Genomic DNA, 15,205 nt, shown 5'->3' with positions numbered 1-15,205 from the left:
GCCGTCGGCATGCCCGCCTCTTGCTCCTTGATCATCCCGATAATCTGCGCCTCGGTAAAACGGCTCTTTCGCATTCGTCTGCTCCTTCAAGGTTGGGCAGACTCTACATCATGATGAGGGATTTCGCGGGGGGCAGGTCATTCCCTTTGTATGTGTCCAGGCGAACAGCAAAAACAGCGAGCTTACCTGCGCATCCTGCGGCCTCAAAGAGGCGGCGCTTGTCGGCATTGAATCTGGCGGGAGTGTCGGCATCGACTTTACGTACACGGTTCGCGTAATCTGTGTCCGAGGCTTTTAAGTTGCCGTTTTCTACGTCTTCTGGGCCAAAACTACCGGCCTCGAGGTTAGTCAAAACCTCCTCCGGAGTTTCACCAAGCTTAATACCAAGGTGATTCACTAACTCTAACTCACCTTCAAGGGTGATCCGCGCAAATAGTGAGAGTTCGGTGTACGACGGTCCTCGTTCTACCAATGAGCCTCCTGAGTTATTACAGACACCTCCCACAACAGATGCACCAATACATGAGCTTCCAATTACAGAATGAGGCTGCCGACCCATCGGGGAGAGCAATTTCTCTAATGCAAAAAGGGTAGCACCTGGGAAGCATAGAACCTGTTCGCCGCCATTGATCAATTGCAGTTGATCCATACGACGAGTGTTGATCAGAACCACATCGCGGTCATAAGTGCCTTTTGGAGTGGAACCTTCGGTCAGGCCGGTGTTTGCTGCCTGCATGATTACGATTTTGTCCGCATCAACGCAGGCTTGAAGGACTTTCCACTGTTCCAACAAGGTGCCAGGCTGCACGACGGCGAGCGCATCGCCCTCTCCGGAGCGAAAGCCCTTTCGGAATCTTCTTGTGGCCCTATCCCCAGTCAAAACATGACGTTTGCCGACTATGCTTTCTAGAGAGGAAATGAGATCCATCGCTGAACCAAGGTTATGTGTAGTTTTTTGGCGCATTTAGTGACCCTGCGGGAATTCCACGATGCACCGGCCGCCTAGTTTAGGGAGACCGGTGCGCTGTGTTAGTGAGTTTTCTTATTAGGCTACAGAGGTCTCTTCAGACTTAGCCATTGCGGCCCCAATTGTTTCCGATAGGAAGCCTAAAATTGTGCCGATCAAGAGTGCAGCGACAATATTCAGTAAGGGATTGTCAACTAGCGAAAGATCATAGAGGTTACCCAACTTGTTACTCTGCATTGCGTAAGAGGCGACACAGGCGAAGCCGTAAACCGATGCTGGAATGGTTGCGAAAAGTGGAATTTTTGCGGCGAGCACGACTGCTGCAGCGCCGAGTCCAACGCAAATAAACGCAGCGACAGGTACACCGAGTGATCCAGCTAGTGTGGTCACACCAATCAGTACAATCCAAGCAATGACGCTGCCGAAGATCAGTGCTCCTGTGTTTTTCTGGATAGCCCCCGCAGACCCGCCAGTGTGATAGAACGCCCCCCAAGCCACGAAAATTGCCCAAAGCTGTAATCCGAGATCCGCTAGCGGTCCCAATGTTAACCAAGCGGCAAGTGCGCCAAGTATGCCGATTGAAATTGCCAAAGGGTGTAGTAGTTGCATAGTCCCCTCCTGTTTGTGAGTTCGACGTATCTAACAGGAAGTGTGTCAGGGTAGGTATTAGCATACCAATACAAGCGCTTTTTTCCATTTGACGCTGAAAATCAATAACCCATAAGAGTCCGGAGGCGGCTTAGCCTAACCATTAAATTTGTGCCGACCGAAAACGATGAAAAACACTGCATGAATTAACTGTGGAGCCTTGCAACGACCTAAGGGTTTATCTTGAAGCACGTAGGGCTCAGTGCGCCATTTCGCTCAAGGATCAGCTTCGTGCTTGACGGCATCGCGTAGATCTGCATCGCAGCTTTATCGCCTAACTTGTTGAATTATAGTCATTTTGAGAAGGGTTTTGGAAAAACTTGCTCTGTATTATGCCAGTAATACCCGCTCGAGGGTTCGTTGACATATGGTCGCTGAACCAACACTCGACACGGAAGGAAGAGGTTTCTTGGCTAAGCTGGTACACTCGATGGTGCGCGTACTAAATGAAGAGCGTTCCATCAGCTTCTATGACTACGCATTCGGTTTAAGGGTCGCGGGCCGATTGGATTTTGACGACTTCACTCTGATTTACCTCTCCAACTCGGAGAACAGCATCGAGTTGGAGTTGACGGTCAACAAGTCACGGCAAGAGCCATATGACCTTGGGGATGGATACGGGCACATAGCCTTTGTCGTTGAAGACCTGGATTCAGAGCACGCTCGCTTTGAGGCAGTTGGATACCAGCCAAGGGACATCGTGGATTTCGAGCATGAAGGGGAGTTGCTTGCGCGGTTCTTCTTTGTTCAGGACCCGGATGGGTACCAGATCGAGGTGATGCAAAGATACGGTAGGTATCAATAGAGCGTCGCCAAAGCAGCGGTGAAATAGGGAGGATCACTATGACCAAAACACCGGAAAAGCGTTCGCTAACGCGACGTGCACTTCTTCAACAATCGGCGGCGCTTGGTGCAATTGCCGTGTCGGGGGCTGGCTTCATTGCTGCCCCCAATGCGGCTTGGGCACTCGAAGTTTCGGAAATTACGGAACACCAAATGGCGACGCTCCTGCAGATGGCGCGAGATATCTATCCGCACGACCAGGTAGGGGACGAATACTACGTGGTCGCCGTGAAAGGTTATGACAGCGCTGACAGCAAAGAGTTCGTCGCTGAGGGTGTGGCGAAACTTGATGAGCTGGCAAAGGGCGCTGGGTCCGCTAGCTATCTGGAAACTAAGTGGGAGGACAACCGGGTCGCTTTGCTTGAGCAGCTTGAGGATGATGCGTTCTTCCAAACGGTTCGTGGGGGCCTGGTTACCGGTCTCTATAACCAAAAAGCTGTGTGGCCGATCTTCGGCTACGAGGGCGAAAGCTTCTCAAAGGGTGGGTATCTCCACCGCGGTTTCGACGACATTAACTGGCTGTAAGGAGACGTATCATGGCTTCAAAATTTGACATGAACGACGACAGCGTAGTTGTCGTCATTGGGACCGGCGCCGGTGGCGGCGTTCTTTCCAACGAACTCGCCCAAAAGGGTGTAAAAGTTGTCGCTCTTGAAGCAGGTGGACGATACCTGCCGGACGATTACGTCAACGATGAGTGGGAAAGCTTTGGACAGCTCGCATGGGTTGACCCGCGGACAACATCAGGTGATTGGCGTGTTTCCAAAGACTTTTCTGGCTTGCCCGCTTGGATCGTTAAGGCTGTGGGTGGCACCACCACACACTGGGCTGGTGCGTCGCTACGCTTTCAAGAGCACGAGTGGAAGGCCAAGACCAATTACGGCGAAGTTGAGGGTGCTAACCTCCTGGACTGGCCGATCGATGCTGAGGAAATGGATCCTTACTATACCAAGGCGGAGAACAAACTTGGTGTGACACGGACCGGCGGACGCGACGGTCTGCCCGGCAATAATAACTATAAAGTCTTTGAGGCAGGTGCGAAGGCACTTGGCTATGAGAACGTCCATACAGGGCGCATGGCGATTAACAGCGATGACAACGACGATCGTCTAATGTGCCAACAAACCGGTTTCTGTTTCCAGGGCTGTAAGTGGGGCGCAAAATGGTCAGCTGCTTACACGGATATTCCGCGTGGTGAAGCAACAGGCAATCTTGAAGTGCGAGAGCATGCACATGTTGCTCGTATCGTTCACGATAAAAAGGGCAAGGTGAACGGCGTCGAATACTTCGACAAGGATGGGAACCTGCAGCTACAAAAAGCCCGTGTGGTTTGTGTGGCAGGGAACTCTTTCGAAAGCCCTCGCCTGCTACTGAACTCGGCTTCGTCTATGTTCTCGGACGGTCTCGCCAACTCTTCTGGGATGGTTGGAAAGAACTACATGCGGCATATGACGGGGTCGGTTTACGCCGTATTCGATAAACCTGTGAAGATGTGGCGTGGCACGACTATGGCTGGGATCATTCAAGACGAGGCACGTCATGACCCGAGCCGTGGGTTTGTTGGTGGCTACGAGCTTGAGACCCTTGCGTTGGGCTTGCCATTTATGGCTGCCTTTCTGAATCCAGGCGCTTGGGGCCGCGGGTTTACCACCGCCTTGGACCATTATGAAAACATGGCTGGCATGTGGATTGTAGGTGAAGACATGCCCCAAGAAAGCAATCGCGTAACGCTTAACACTGATGTAAAAGATCAGTGGGGCTTGCCTGTGGCGAATGTGCACTTCTCTGATCATCCGAATGATATTGCGATGCGCGAGCATGCATATAAACAAGGTCAAGCGGTCTATGAGGCAGTCGGTGCGACACGCACATTCCCAACACCTCCGTATCCGTCGACCCACAACCTCGGTACAAACCGCATGTCTGCCGATGCAAAAGACGGTGTTGTCAATAAATGGGGTCGAACCCATGACATCGAGAATCTTTATATCTCGGACGGCTCGCAATTTACGACTGGTGCTGCAGAAAATCCGACGCTCACCATTGTTGCCCTGGCTATCCGCCAAGCGGATCACATTGCAGGCGAGCTAGCGAAGGGGAACCTCTAAAGCAGATTGGGGCGGCTGGCCCTTTTCATCGGAGGGAGGTAGGATTTCATGTCTCCCTCTACTATTCCAAAACCACCCCTGAAAACTAAGGAAACTCATGCCGCCGACCATAAGAGTGGCAGAGAAGACACGCTAGCTAGAGCCCGGAGAGGTCACAATGAAAGCGAATTCGTTCATTCTTGTAATCCCTATAGTTGTTGGGATTGCTTCACAGGTAAACGCTGATGAAAGTTTCGATGCGGGGCAAACGATTTTTAGTCGTAAGTGCAAAGCTTGCCACAGCGTCGAAGAGGGCACCCATCGAGTAGGACCTTCACTTTTTCAAATATTCCAGCGGCCGGCAGGTTCGGTCGCTGACTTTAGGTTCTCGAAGCCATTTGCGGAATTGGACTTTAGTTGGGATCAAGAAAACCTTGCTTCCTTTTTGGCAAACCCAAAGTCCTTTGTCCCAGGTACAAAGATGTCATTTGGTGGGATCAAATCCCCCGAAGATGTCACCAATCTTATCCGGTATTTGGAAGATCTCTAGATGTTTGGGTTAAGAAGTACATTTGCTTGAACACAACACGATAAAATACCTCCCTGAAACTCAAGGACTGCAACAATCAAGTTGCAGTCCTCTTTTTGTCCTGAGTCGCTTTGATCGCGACCGGTACATTGTCTAAAGGCCGATGATCTTGCGTTAATGTTGACTTGAATTTGCTGAGCGGCGAATTCCTGCAGCGGCGTTGAGTTTGTTCTCAATTTCTAAGATCTCATCTGTTGGCAACATATCCAACTCCGAGGTCGCAGATGTAGGAACCAGATTGTGAAGCTGAAGGTTGAAAAAGCGAAGGCAACACACCCGGAGGAAGGACGTAAAATTCCCCAAGTCATGCCCCTCATCGATGGATTCATTGTAGAGGCGGTGAAGCAATTGCGGAACGTTCACGTCTTCCCTGGCTGCAATTTCCTCCAGGACATTCCAGAACATGTGCTCCAAGCGAACACTCGTGACCATGCCATCCATCCGGAACGATTTGGTCACGCTATCCCACAGCTTTGGGTCGGCGCCTATAAACAGCCTGCACATGTTTCTCTCCTACGTAGGGCCAAATTCTTTAAGCTTCGAGATTATACAATTTTTCGTAAGAAAAATCCACTGGGTGATCTTGGAAATCTCCCCTTTTTCACAACGAGCGGCGGTTTCTAGGTTCGGCTTTTCGAGTTCGACTTCCCGCAACCGAGCCTTCAACCATGCAACTGTTTTTGGGAAAAGAGGCAACGATGGGATTTGTGCCAAATTTCCCGATTCTGGCACCGTGAACCGTAAGTCCCGATTGGAAAATCACGGCCAGAATGTTATCCTATCTATCCGAAAACATTATAAAAAGAGAGCTTCTATGCCTGTCGAGATCGTAACTATACCCTGTCTATCCGATAACTACGCTTTCTTGGTGCATGAAAGCACAACAGGGGAAACTGCTCTCATTGATATCCCGGAGTTTGGGCCGATTTATGAAGAGCTAAGTTGCCGAGATTGGGATCTGACGTATGTCCTGATTACTCATCACCACAGCGACCATATCGACGGATTGTCTGAGTTGCTTGATGTGTATCCGGCCAAAGTAGTGGGCGCAAAAAGTGACATGTTTAGATTGCCCAATTTGGACTTGGCTGTTGAAGATGGAGATGTGTTGTCAATCGGTGATGTGACGGTATCTGTGATGGATGTTTCAGGTCACACCTTGGGGCATATTGCGTACTATTTGGCTGATGCTCGTGCGGTTTTTACTGCCGATAGCTTGATGGCTCTTGGATGCGGCCGCCTATTTGAGGGTTCACCCACTCAAATGCTCCAAAGTTTGGAAAAGATAGCAAGTCTTCCCCCGGAAACGTCGATTTACTCGGGACATGAGTACACTCAGTCGAATGGCAGATTTGCAGTCACCATAGAACCCGAGAACGCCATGTTACTGCGAAGACTTGAAGATGTAAGGCAGGCTCGTAACGCTAAACGCCCAACCATCCCATCGCTGTTAAAGCTGGAACTTGAGACCAACCCCTTTTTACGTTGTGGTGAAGCTAGCGTTCAGAGATCTGTTGGAATGGAAGGAGCAGACCGAAAAGCGGTTTTTGCGGAATTGCGCAAGAGAAAAGATGCCTTTTAGACGACAGCGGAAAGGAACCAGGGCAGTTGGCAATGCCTTCGTCTGTGGTGGATTTTGGAGCAGGTTTAGTTGGAAATGAGTGACCTGCCCCCCGAGGCTCCGTCATTCATAACGAGAGTCTGCGGGTCTGGTTTTCATAATCGTCGTCGTCGTTTTGGGCAAGCGCGTCGGGCGCGGAGCCCTCAAATTGCTCAAGCGCCCGACGCGCTTCTGCGGGTGTTTGGTTGCGGAGCGATGAGTGCGGTCTGACGTTGTTGTAGTCGTATCGCCAGAGCGCCAGCTTTCGCCGGGCGTCGTCCAGGCTGTCAAACATCTCCTCGTTCAGCAACTCATCACGCAAGCTGCCGTTGAACGACTCGATGAAGGCGTTCTGCTGTGGCTTGCCCGGATCAATGTAGTGCCAATCGACGCCGTTGTCGTTCGCCCATTTCAGGATTGCCCAGCTGGTGCACTCGGTCCCATTGTCGCTGACTATGCTGGCCGGTCTGCCATAGACCCGGACAAGCGCATCCAGCCCCCGCGCGACTCTAGCCCCTGAGATACTGGTGTCGGCCATCAGGCACAGGTTCTCGCGGCAGCAATCATCGTTCACCGCCAGAATTCGGAACCTGCGCGATGCCCCGAACGTGTCCGACAGGAAGTTCAGCGACCAGCGTTCACCTGGCCTCAGCGCCACCGGCATCGATAACAACCCCGCTGAACGCGCCCTGCGACCGATTGGAATTGGACGTAAGAATTGGTTATTTGCAGGCGCCGATCCCGGTGCGGAAACGCTCGCGCGTGCAATGACCGTCATTGAAACCGCCAAGCTGAATGGTCTCGACCCACTGGCCTATCTCGCCGACATCCTCGACCGTATCCACGATCACAAGATAAACCGGCTGGATGAGTTGCTGCCCTGGAATTGGGTGCCGCTGGCATCCGTAACGGGCAGTTAAGCCGCATAAGCTGCGGTCTCAACGAAGTGGTTACAATTCTGCTTGCCGTCCGCACGACGAGGCACCCTTGCCAGAAACTCGCTTGTAGCTCCCATCGAGAAACTCCCCACAAATCAAAGAAGCCTCTGAATCGCAGATTACGCGCTATGCGGTAAGTGTGGGGGCGGCGCAGCGCTTACGAAGATTTCGTCGACCGTAGGAGTTCAAATCTAATTGTCACAAGTGCCTCGGAACGCTACTAGATTAGTATTTATTTGCAGTAAGTTACAATAAAGTGGCAATGTATTAGTCTCCTAATACCATACTGATCTCAATCTACTGTAAAGCTTAGTACATCGTCGAAGCCCGTGGGTGGGTTTCCTTGGAACTACATCATCTCACCAGCCGCTTTTAGCTGCTGCTGTTCATTATCCTGGTTCATCGGTTGCCAAGGTGATGGGAGGTGCTGCCAAGGAAAGTCTGATGGGCGCTCCAGACCGAGGAGGGAAATATGAAGCTGCGCAGAAGCTCAATGCAGTATTCTTTAACTGCATAGCCCAACTGGGAGCACCACGCGCATGTTTGATGACGAAAAATAGCTAAAGGAGGATAAAGCTATGCTTAAAACTGCAATTTTTCCGGGTCGTTATGTCCAGGGAGAGGGAGCGCTTGACCATCTTGGGAGCGAAGCTGCAAAACTTGGGGATTCGGGGCTCGCCATCTTGGACGAGTTCGCAATGGAAAATTTGAAATCTCGGATTGAAGCAACGCTGAAAGGTGCAGGATCTTACACTCTGTCCAAGTTCGGTGGCGAATGCTCTGATGAAGAAATCAATCTTCATATAGATGAGGCAAAGGCGTCATCCGCCAAAGTGATCATAGGTATAGGCGGCGGCAAGGGCCTCGATGTCGCAAAAGCGGTTGCTCATAACCTAGGCTTACCAGTCATAAACGTTCCAACGCTTGCTTCCACGGACGCGCCAACGAGTGCGCTATCGGTGATTTACACGCCGTCTGGTGAGTTCGATCGCTACATGGTTTTGCCAAGAAACCCGAACGTTATACTTGTGGATAGCAAAATCATCGCGGAGGCACCCGTTCGCTTCTTCAAGGCCGGTATTGCTGATGCGCTCGCTACTTATTTTGAAGCTGAGGACTGCCGTCCCACACAGGCCTCGAACATGACTGGGAACACGGGTCCAATGACAGCGCACGGGCTTGCAAAGCTCTGCTACAATGTGCTGCTGGAAGATGGTGTGAGTGCTTGTACAGCATGCAGTCAGGGTGTCGTGGTCCCGGCGCTGGATAACGTCATTGAGGCCAATACTTTGCTGAGTGGTTTGGGCTTTGAAAGCGGCGGCCTAGCGGCAGCACATGCAATCCACAACGGCCTGACCATGTTAGATGAAACACATCACTATTATCATGGTGAAAAGGTTTCAATCGGGGTTCTTTCACAGCTTTGGCTGACGGGTCGGCCACGCAGTCTCATCGATGAAGTCTACGAATTCTGCCGTGCTATTGGCCTTCCGACGACACTTAAGGAAATTGGGCTCGAAAAGGTTACGGATGAGCAACTTAAGGTGGTCGCAGATCGTGCCTGTGAGGATGGTGAAACCATCCACAACACATCGTTTGCCGTAACTCCCGACATGGTCATTGCAGCGATCAAAGTCGCGGATGCTGAAGGACAACGGTTGAACGAGGTCGGGTCTAATTACTAGAGGCAGCTGAAATGAATGCGTTCGGGAGATGACGCCGTTCTGTCTGGATCCCGAAACCTCCGAACGAAAGCGTAATCGTCCAAATTGAATCGATACGCCTTCGTTCGGAAAATTCTGATGCTTCATGACCTGGACCCAGTTCGCGTTTATCGAAATTAGGAGGATAAGATGAGTGGTGCATTTTTAGGAGAACTGCTGGGGACAATGACCCTAGTATTTCTCGGCAACAGCGTCGTCGCAGGCGCTGTTTTAAAAGATACCAAATCCAGCGGTGGAGGCTGGATGGTTATCACAACAGGATGGGCAGTTGCGGTCTTTATGGGGATCTGTGTTGCGCAAGCGGTTGGTAGTCCTGCTGCACAGATTAACCCCGCAGTAACGATCGCTTTTGCCGTTCTGGGCGGTGATTGGTCAAACGTAGTGCCCTTTATTGCGGCTCAATTGATTGGGGGGTTTTTGGGCGCTGTCTTGATGTGGGTCTACTATTTGCCACATTTTGGAAAGACCGAGGATCCTGGTCTAAAACTTGCGGTTTTCTGCACAGGCCCAGCCATCAGAGACTATCGCTACAACGCAGTCTGCGAAGTCATGGGTACCATTGTGCTGGTTGGCGGTGTTGCTGCAATTGTGTCTCCTGGCTTCTCTGGTCAGGAGGGCTTTTCTGCAGGAGTCGTGCCCTTCCTTGTTGCTTTCCTAGTGTGGGGCATCGGCTTATCTCTTGGGGGGACAACGGGGTATGCCATTAACCCGGCAAGAGATCTACCGCCACGTCTGGCTCATGCTGTGCTGCCAATCCCTGGAAAAGGTAGCTCAGATTGGAGCTACGCGGTCATTCCAGTTCTTGCGCCTGTCGTCGGAGGGTTGGTTCTAGCGATGGCTATGATTCAGGCATGATACCTTGGGTTTCAACGTGTTCGCTTCGTTGCAAAGATGACCCTCCCGTGGGTGTTGGGCTATAACTGCAGCTCAACAGGCTCCGGTGCTGCGCGAACAGCACCGGAGCCAACCCAGCAAAGAAATGTAAGGGATCGATAATATCAAGCTTTTACATAAAATTGTCAAGTCGTGAGAAACCCGAGTGACTATGCTGGATCCGCTTCAAACGTTCATCGGATAAGTTCTGACATATGGCATCCGGCTGTGGCTCAGGCGCACATGTGCAACCTTGACTGTCGTGGTGCCCTGTCAATCAGAACGACTGTCCGCTTTGATCGCGACCGGTGTCATTTTCAAAAGGCCGATGATCTTGCGTCAATGTTGACTTGAATTTGCTGAGCGACGAGTTCCTGCAGCGGTATTGAGTTTGGTCTCAATTCTTAAGATCTCATCGGTTGGCAACATATCCAATTCCGAGGTCGCAGACGTTGGCACCAGCTTGTGAAGCTGTAGATTAACAAAGCGAAGGCAACAAACTCTGAGGAGGTGTGAGCGATACCTGAACCGCGACTCTTGTTGGCCTCAGGGTAGGGGGCTCATCGCATTTCTTCCATCATCTTTTCGCGGAAGACTTCGGCGGGTGTCTTCCATCCGAGGCATTTGCGGGGCGTATTGTTGAGACGATCGCAGATCACCTTCATATCGTGATCTGTGCATCGCCGGATGTCGCGCTTGCGCGGTAGCCATCTTCTGAGCCTGCGATTGGTGTTTTCAACAGTGCCTTTCTGCCAAGGCGAGGAGGGATCGCAGAACCAGGTTTGCGTCCCGATCTCAGCTTGCAGATGCGGCCAACTGACGAACTCGGTGCCGCGATCGAAGGTGATAGATTTGCGCGCTGTGAGGGGCAGGTCGCGGATGGCATCTATGATCTTACCCATGACGGGCTTGGTGCGCTTGTTTGGGTTCTTTAAAATCACGGTGAACCGACTGACATGCTCGACCAAAGACGTCACATTTGACTGGCCAAGCTTTTGTTTGAACAACATCAGATCAGCCTCCCAATGACCGAACTGGCGGCGATGCGCCACGTCATCGGGGCGGAACAGGATGCTGACATCGCGGTGGAACTTGGGCTCTCTGCGGCGTCTGGTCCGACGTGGCCTGCGAGCGACACGATGCGTGGGCAAATACCACCACAGATCCTCGCGCTGTCCTTCTTTGGAGTAAATGTAGCGGTAGATCGTCTCTTGGCAGACCCTCGGCTTAGCACCTTCACGGATCATGCGATTACCGATCTGTTCAGGCGTCCAACCGTTTTTAATGCGCTCAACCACCCGATTGCAGAGGTCTGGATATTTGATCAGCTTGCGCTGTCGTGCACGTCGATCTGCCGCCATCAATTGCGCCGCAGCCCCGTAATATCCATCGCACTTTGGCATGCATTCATCAGAGAAATGATTGCGCTTCAGCTCTCGGAAAATGGTCGAACGACAGCGTTTCAGAACACGTGCCATCTCGTCGACAGGGACCTTAGCGTGCCTCCAGCGTTCTATTTTGCGTCGTTCTGTGATACTCAGTTGGCTATAGATAGCTCCCATGCCGATTCCTCTTGTCAGATAACATGTTGTTTTCTAACAAGAGTCGCAGTTGGAAGTAGCGCGCTCCCAGCTACATATATTGTTGCAACCAAGTAGAAATGTCACTGGCTTTGCAAAGCAGGAATGTCACCAAAGAGCGGAACGGTAGCAAGGCTTAGCAGCCCGGAGACCTCAAACATCGCAGGGCTGAAAAGCCTTGCGGGGGTCAGTGGAAGAGCTGGCGTTTCTCTTTCTTGGTGAGGAAGGCGGCGAGGCCTTCTTCCTTCACTGTCTTCTCGAACTGGTGCCAGGCAAGGCCGTCTGCGATGAACGGGTCGTCGAATACTGTTGAGGTTCCGAACTCGTTGACGACCTCCAGGATCCAGCTGGGGTCGATGTCTGTTTTGTAAATCTCGACCGTCAGAAAATGCCCGTCGATCTCTACATCGGCGCACAGGTCTGAGAAGATCACTTCGACGTTGTCATCGGCAGTCATGCGCGCAGCTTGCGGTTATTCCGCCGCGTGCGCAATCTTCTTATTTGCCCGCGAGCCTGATGGTCTGCCTGGACGCCGCCCATTCGGTTTATAGCCCATCTTCTCAGAGTTTGTCCGAACCTTCGGCTTTGGAGGGGCGGCGTCCTGTATCTCCTTGATATGTTCCAGGACCGCGCTCAGGCGTTTGTTCTCGGTGATTGCCGCGTGGGTCACGCGTTGATCCATGTCGAAGATTTTGTAGGGCAAGGAGCGGCCCTTTGAGCGCACCTCGAACCGCCCGTCGAAGAAGGCATAGGTGTCCACGTATTTGCCGACCAGACCGCGGGTGACGTCATTCTCTTCGAGCATGATCCGCTTACGATCATAGGAGAACGTCAGTTGCTTGCCGACATAACGGTTCTCGCGCCAGCACAGGACATCCGCCAGCCGATCTGGCTCCATATTCAGCGAGCGGTGCAGGTTGTCTGGCTTGGCTGGGGCTTTGGCGAACCTGGCGTTGTGACGCTCCTTGAACCCTTGCAAATAAACGTTCCCAACCTCCATGTCTGAGATACCTGCGAGCCGCAGCTCTTTGACGAGGCGGTCTTGTAGCGTGCGATTAGCCCGTTCAACGCGACCTTTGGCCTGGCTCGAATTAGCACAGAGAATCTCGACGTTCAGCTCGCTCAGTGCCCGCCCGAACTGAGTGATCCGTGCGCCGCCTTTGGCGTCCTCCTTGGCCACGCGAAACACGGTGTGTTTGTCGGAATAGAACGCGACAGGGCGACCGTGCTTGTGCAAATAGCCCTCAAGCGCCTCGAAATAGCTGAACGTGCTTTCTGACTTCACGAACCGTAGCTCCATCAAGGCACTGGTCGCGTCATCGATGAAAACGAGCAGGGTGCAGGGCGGGGCGCGATCCTCAAACCAGCGGTGATCCGAGCCGTCAATCTGGATCAACTCGCCGAAGCATTCCCGGCGCAGGCGCGGTTGGTGAATTTGCCGGCGCTGTTTGCGCGAAAGCCAAAGCCCATCTTCCACCATCCACTTGCGCACCGTCTCGCGTGAGACCTTGAACCCGTGATGCTCAGCCAGCATCTCAGCCGCAAGCGTCGGCCCGAAATCCGGATACTGTTGCTTGATCACCGTCAGAGCATAGTCGCGTTTGGCTGCATGAAACTGATTGTTCGGTGCGCGACCACGAGACTTGTGGCGGATTGCCGACGCGCCGCCCCGACGATAGCGCTTCAACAACCGGAAGACTTGCCGCCGTGTCAGAGCCAAAATGTTCGCCGCGTTGTCGACGCTCAATCGTCGGTCATCGACCTGCGCCAAAACCTCAACACGATTCAACTCGCGATCGCTCATCATCACCCATCCCATGTCCACTTATCCTCACATCGTTTTGCGAGGAGAGTGACACTTCTGAATTGCTTATGGGTGACATTATTGCATTGCGGCTACATATATTTGTCGCATAAGGTTTATTATGTTAATTAAATGGCTAAATGGTGCGCCTCGGCCAGAGCCGCCATTGGTCGACAAGGTACGAACTGCAAGGCGCTCGACCAGCAGTGGACATTCGTGTTTGGCGCAGTATTGTGAGCTATGCCCGAAAGTTGGTGACGGCCTGATCAGGCGGCGGGTTGAAGTTGCTTTATCCCGTCGACGAATGCAATGCCCTGAATGATCTCGGGCATGCGGTTTGAGCCATCAAGCTTTCGCCACTTGCCCTGCGCAGACATCATCAGCTTGAACGCCATAGCCAGCCCGGTTTTTCGACTGAGGCAACCTTTGGTTTTGCCAGTTCGGTGGCGGACGGTGGCGAAAGTGCTTTCAATGGGATTGGTGGTTCGGATGTGCTTCCAGTGTTCCGCCGGGAAGTCATAGAAGGCCAGCAGCACCTCGCGGTCCTTGACCAGCTTGGCCACCGCCTTGTCATACTTCACGCCGTAGGTCTCGACGAAGAAGTCGAAGGCGGCATTGGCTTCGGCCTTCATTTCAGCCTGCCAGATGTCGTGCAGATGGCCCTTGGCTTTGGCCTGCACGGATTTCGGCATGGCGTTTAGGATGTTGCCGGTTTTGTGGAACCAGCAGCGCTGTTCGCAGGTGGAACCAAACACCTCGCGCAGGGCCGCCCAGAAACCAAGCGCACCGTCACCGACAGCCAAGTCTGGCGCGTGGGATAGACCGCGCCGCTTAAGGTCCAGCAGAAGTTCACGCCAGCTCTGGGTGCTTTCGCGGTAGCCGTCTGTGAGGCCGAGGATTTCCTTTCGGCCCCACTCATCCGCGCCGATCAGCACCAAAACGCATTGCTTTTCCTCCATTCTTGGCTGGAAGTACACGCCGTCCGCCCAGACATAAACGATGCGCCGGGCGCTGAGGTCGCGTTTCTGCCAGCGTTCATAATCCTCCCACCAGTCCGCTTTGAGCCGAGAGATTGTCGTGGATGACAGGCCAGCAGCAGTCGGGCCAAGCAGCGCGGCCAGGGCTTCTTGGAAATCACCCGTCGAGATACCTTTGAGATACAGCCACGGCAGCAATTCCTCGACGGACTTCGCCTTGCGAAGATAGGGCGGCAGGATCGACGAGGTGAACCGCACTTTCTCAGCCTGTTTCCCGCGATCCCGCACGCGCGGTACTTTTACGGGCACAGGACCGATCCCGGTCATAACCTCGCGCTCAGGCAAGTGGCCGTGTCGGACGATCCGTGCATGTCCCTCTGGCGTCGTGTCATTGGAAAATTGGGCAAGCAACGCGCCAAGCTCAGCCTCAAGCGCCTGACCTGCCCCCCGCGAAATCCCTCATCATGATGTAGAGTCTGCCCAACCTTGAAGGAGCAGACGAATGCGAAAGAGCCGTTTTACCGAGGCGCAGATTATCGGGATGATCAAGGAGCAAGAGGCGGGCATGCCGACGG

At 52.8% G+C, this 15,205-nt stretch carries 12 protein-coding genes and 4 pseudogenes; 8 read left to right on the top strand and 8 right to left on the bottom strand.

The annotated features are described in order from the left end of the window. Positions 1–139: 139 nt before the first annotated feature. Both dld and AB9K34_RS09155 read right to left on the bottom strand, forming a co-directional pair. A pseudogene (dld, locus tag AB9K34_RS09160) lies at positions 140–928 on the bottom strand (D-lactate dehydrogenase); the annotation flags it as partial. Positions 929–1,045: 117 nt separating this feature from the next. After that, on the bottom strand, positions 1,046–1,576 hold the full coding sequence (locus AB9K34_RS09155; RefSeq protein WP_369954119.1) for a DUF1097 domain-containing protein: 531 nt from the start codon (positions 1,574–1,576) through the stop codon (positions 1,046–1,048). 448 nt (positions 1,577–2,024) lie between these two features. Between AB9K34_RS09155 and AB9K34_RS09150 the strand changes: the two genes are divergently transcribed. The 4 genes from AB9K34_RS09150 (at position 2,025) to AB9K34_RS09135 (ending at position 5,095) form a co-directional block, all read left to right on the top strand. Further along, the gene (locus tag AB9K34_RS09150) at positions 2,025–2,420 is read left to right on the top strand and encodes a VOC family protein (protein WP_369954118.1); all 396 of its coding nucleotides are present in this window, start codon (positions 2,025–2,027) and stop codon (positions 2,418–2,420) included. Between the two features lie 38 nt (positions 2,421–2,458). Continuing rightward, positions 2,459–2,983 carry a Twin-arginine translocation pathway signal gene (locus AB9K34_RS09145; RefSeq protein WP_369954117.1) on the top strand — a complete coding sequence of 175 codons (525 nt, stop codon included), beginning with the start codon at positions 2,459–2,461 and terminating at the stop codon, positions 2,981–2,983. 11 nt (positions 2,984–2,994) lie between these two features. Then, complete coding sequence (locus AB9K34_RS09140; protein WP_369954116.1) at positions 2,995–4,566, top strand: GMC family oxidoreductase; 1,572 nt, start codon at positions 2,995–2,997, stop codon at positions 4,564–4,566. A 157-nt stretch (positions 4,567–4,723) separates the two neighbouring features. After that, on the top strand, positions 4,724–5,095 hold the full coding sequence (locus AB9K34_RS09135; protein WP_369954115.1) for a cytochrome c family protein: 372 nt from the start codon (positions 4,724–4,726) through the stop codon (positions 5,093–5,095). A 153-nt stretch (positions 5,096–5,248) separates the two neighbouring features. Here AB9K34_RS09135 and AB9K34_RS09130 read toward each other — a convergent pair whose 3' ends face one another. After that, positions 5,249–5,638 (bottom strand): ribbon-helix-helix domain-containing protein, encoded by a 390-nt coding sequence (locus tag AB9K34_RS09130; RefSeq protein ID WP_369954114.1) that lies wholly within the window; start codon positions 5,636–5,638, stop codon positions 5,249–5,251. Positions 5,639–5,948: 310 nt separating this feature from the next. On the opposite strand from AB9K34_RS09130, the gene gloB reads away from it, so the two are divergent. Further along, entirely contained in the window at positions 5,949–6,716 is a 768-nt protein-coding gene (gene gloB, locus AB9K34_RS09125; protein ID WP_369954120.1) for a hydroxyacylglutathione hydrolase, read from the top strand. A gap of 106 nt (positions 6,717–6,822) precedes the next feature. On the opposite strand, the pseudogene AB9K34_RS09120 reads toward gloB, so the two are convergent. Further along, positions 6,823–7,398, bottom strand: a pseudogene (locus AB9K34_RS09120) (integrase core domain-containing protein); the annotation flags it as partial. On the opposite strand from AB9K34_RS09120, the pseudogene AB9K34_RS09115 reads away from it, so the two are divergent. The 3 genes and pseudogenes from AB9K34_RS09115 to AB9K34_RS09105 all read left to right on the top strand — a co-directional run. After that, positions 7,397–7,654: pseudogene (locus AB9K34_RS09115) on the top strand (transposase domain-containing protein); the annotation flags it as partial. The pseudogenes AB9K34_RS09120 and AB9K34_RS09115 overlap by 2 nt on opposite strands. 596 nt (positions 7,655–8,250) lie before the next feature. After that, positions 8,251–9,357, top strand: coding sequence for a glycerol dehydrogenase (locus AB9K34_RS09110; protein WP_369954113.1), 1,107 nt, complete (start codon positions 8,251–8,253; stop codon positions 9,355–9,357). Positions 9,358–9,525: 168 nt separating this feature from the next. Further along, positions 9,526–10,251 carry an MIP/aquaporin family protein gene (locus AB9K34_RS09105; protein WP_369954112.1) on the top strand — a complete coding sequence of 242 codons (726 nt, stop codon included), beginning with the start codon at positions 9,526–9,528 and terminating at the stop codon, positions 10,249–10,251. Positions 10,252–10,829: 578 nt separating this feature from the next. On the opposite strand, the gene AB9K34_RS09100 is transcribed toward AB9K34_RS09105, so the two are convergent. The 4 genes and pseudogenes from AB9K34_RS09100 to AB9K34_RS09085 all read right to left on the bottom strand — a co-directional run. Continuing rightward, the gene (locus AB9K34_RS09100) at positions 10,830–11,831 is read right to left on the bottom strand and encodes an IS30 family transposase (protein ID WP_369954111.1); all 1,002 of its coding nucleotides are present in this window, start codon (positions 11,829–11,831) and stop codon (positions 10,830–10,832) included. A gap of 205 nt (positions 11,832–12,036) precedes the next feature. After that, the gene (locus AB9K34_RS09095) at positions 12,037–12,306 is read right to left on the bottom strand and encodes a hypothetical protein (RefSeq protein ID WP_336097286.1); all 270 of its coding nucleotides are present in this window, start codon (positions 12,304–12,306) and stop codon (positions 12,037–12,039) included. Between the two features lie 15 nt (positions 12,307–12,321). After that, positions 12,322–13,668: an ISNCY family transposase gene (locus tag AB9K34_RS09090; RefSeq protein ID WP_369954110.1), complete on the bottom strand. Its 1,347-nt coding sequence runs from the start codon at positions 13,666–13,668 to the stop codon at positions 12,322–12,324. A 251-nt stretch (positions 13,669–13,919) separates the two neighbouring features. Further along, a pseudogene (locus tag AB9K34_RS09085) lies at positions 13,920–15,068 on the bottom strand (IS256 family transposase); the annotation flags it as partial. Positions 15,069–15,205: the final 137 nt, after the last annotated feature.

The organism is Sedimentitalea sp. XS_ASV28 (assembly GCF_041224545.1).
Classification (GTDB): Bacteria; Pseudomonadota; Alphaproteobacteria; order Rhodobacterales; family Rhodobacteraceae; genus Sedimentitalea.
This window is presented reverse-complemented; position numbering and strand designations above follow the sequence as displayed.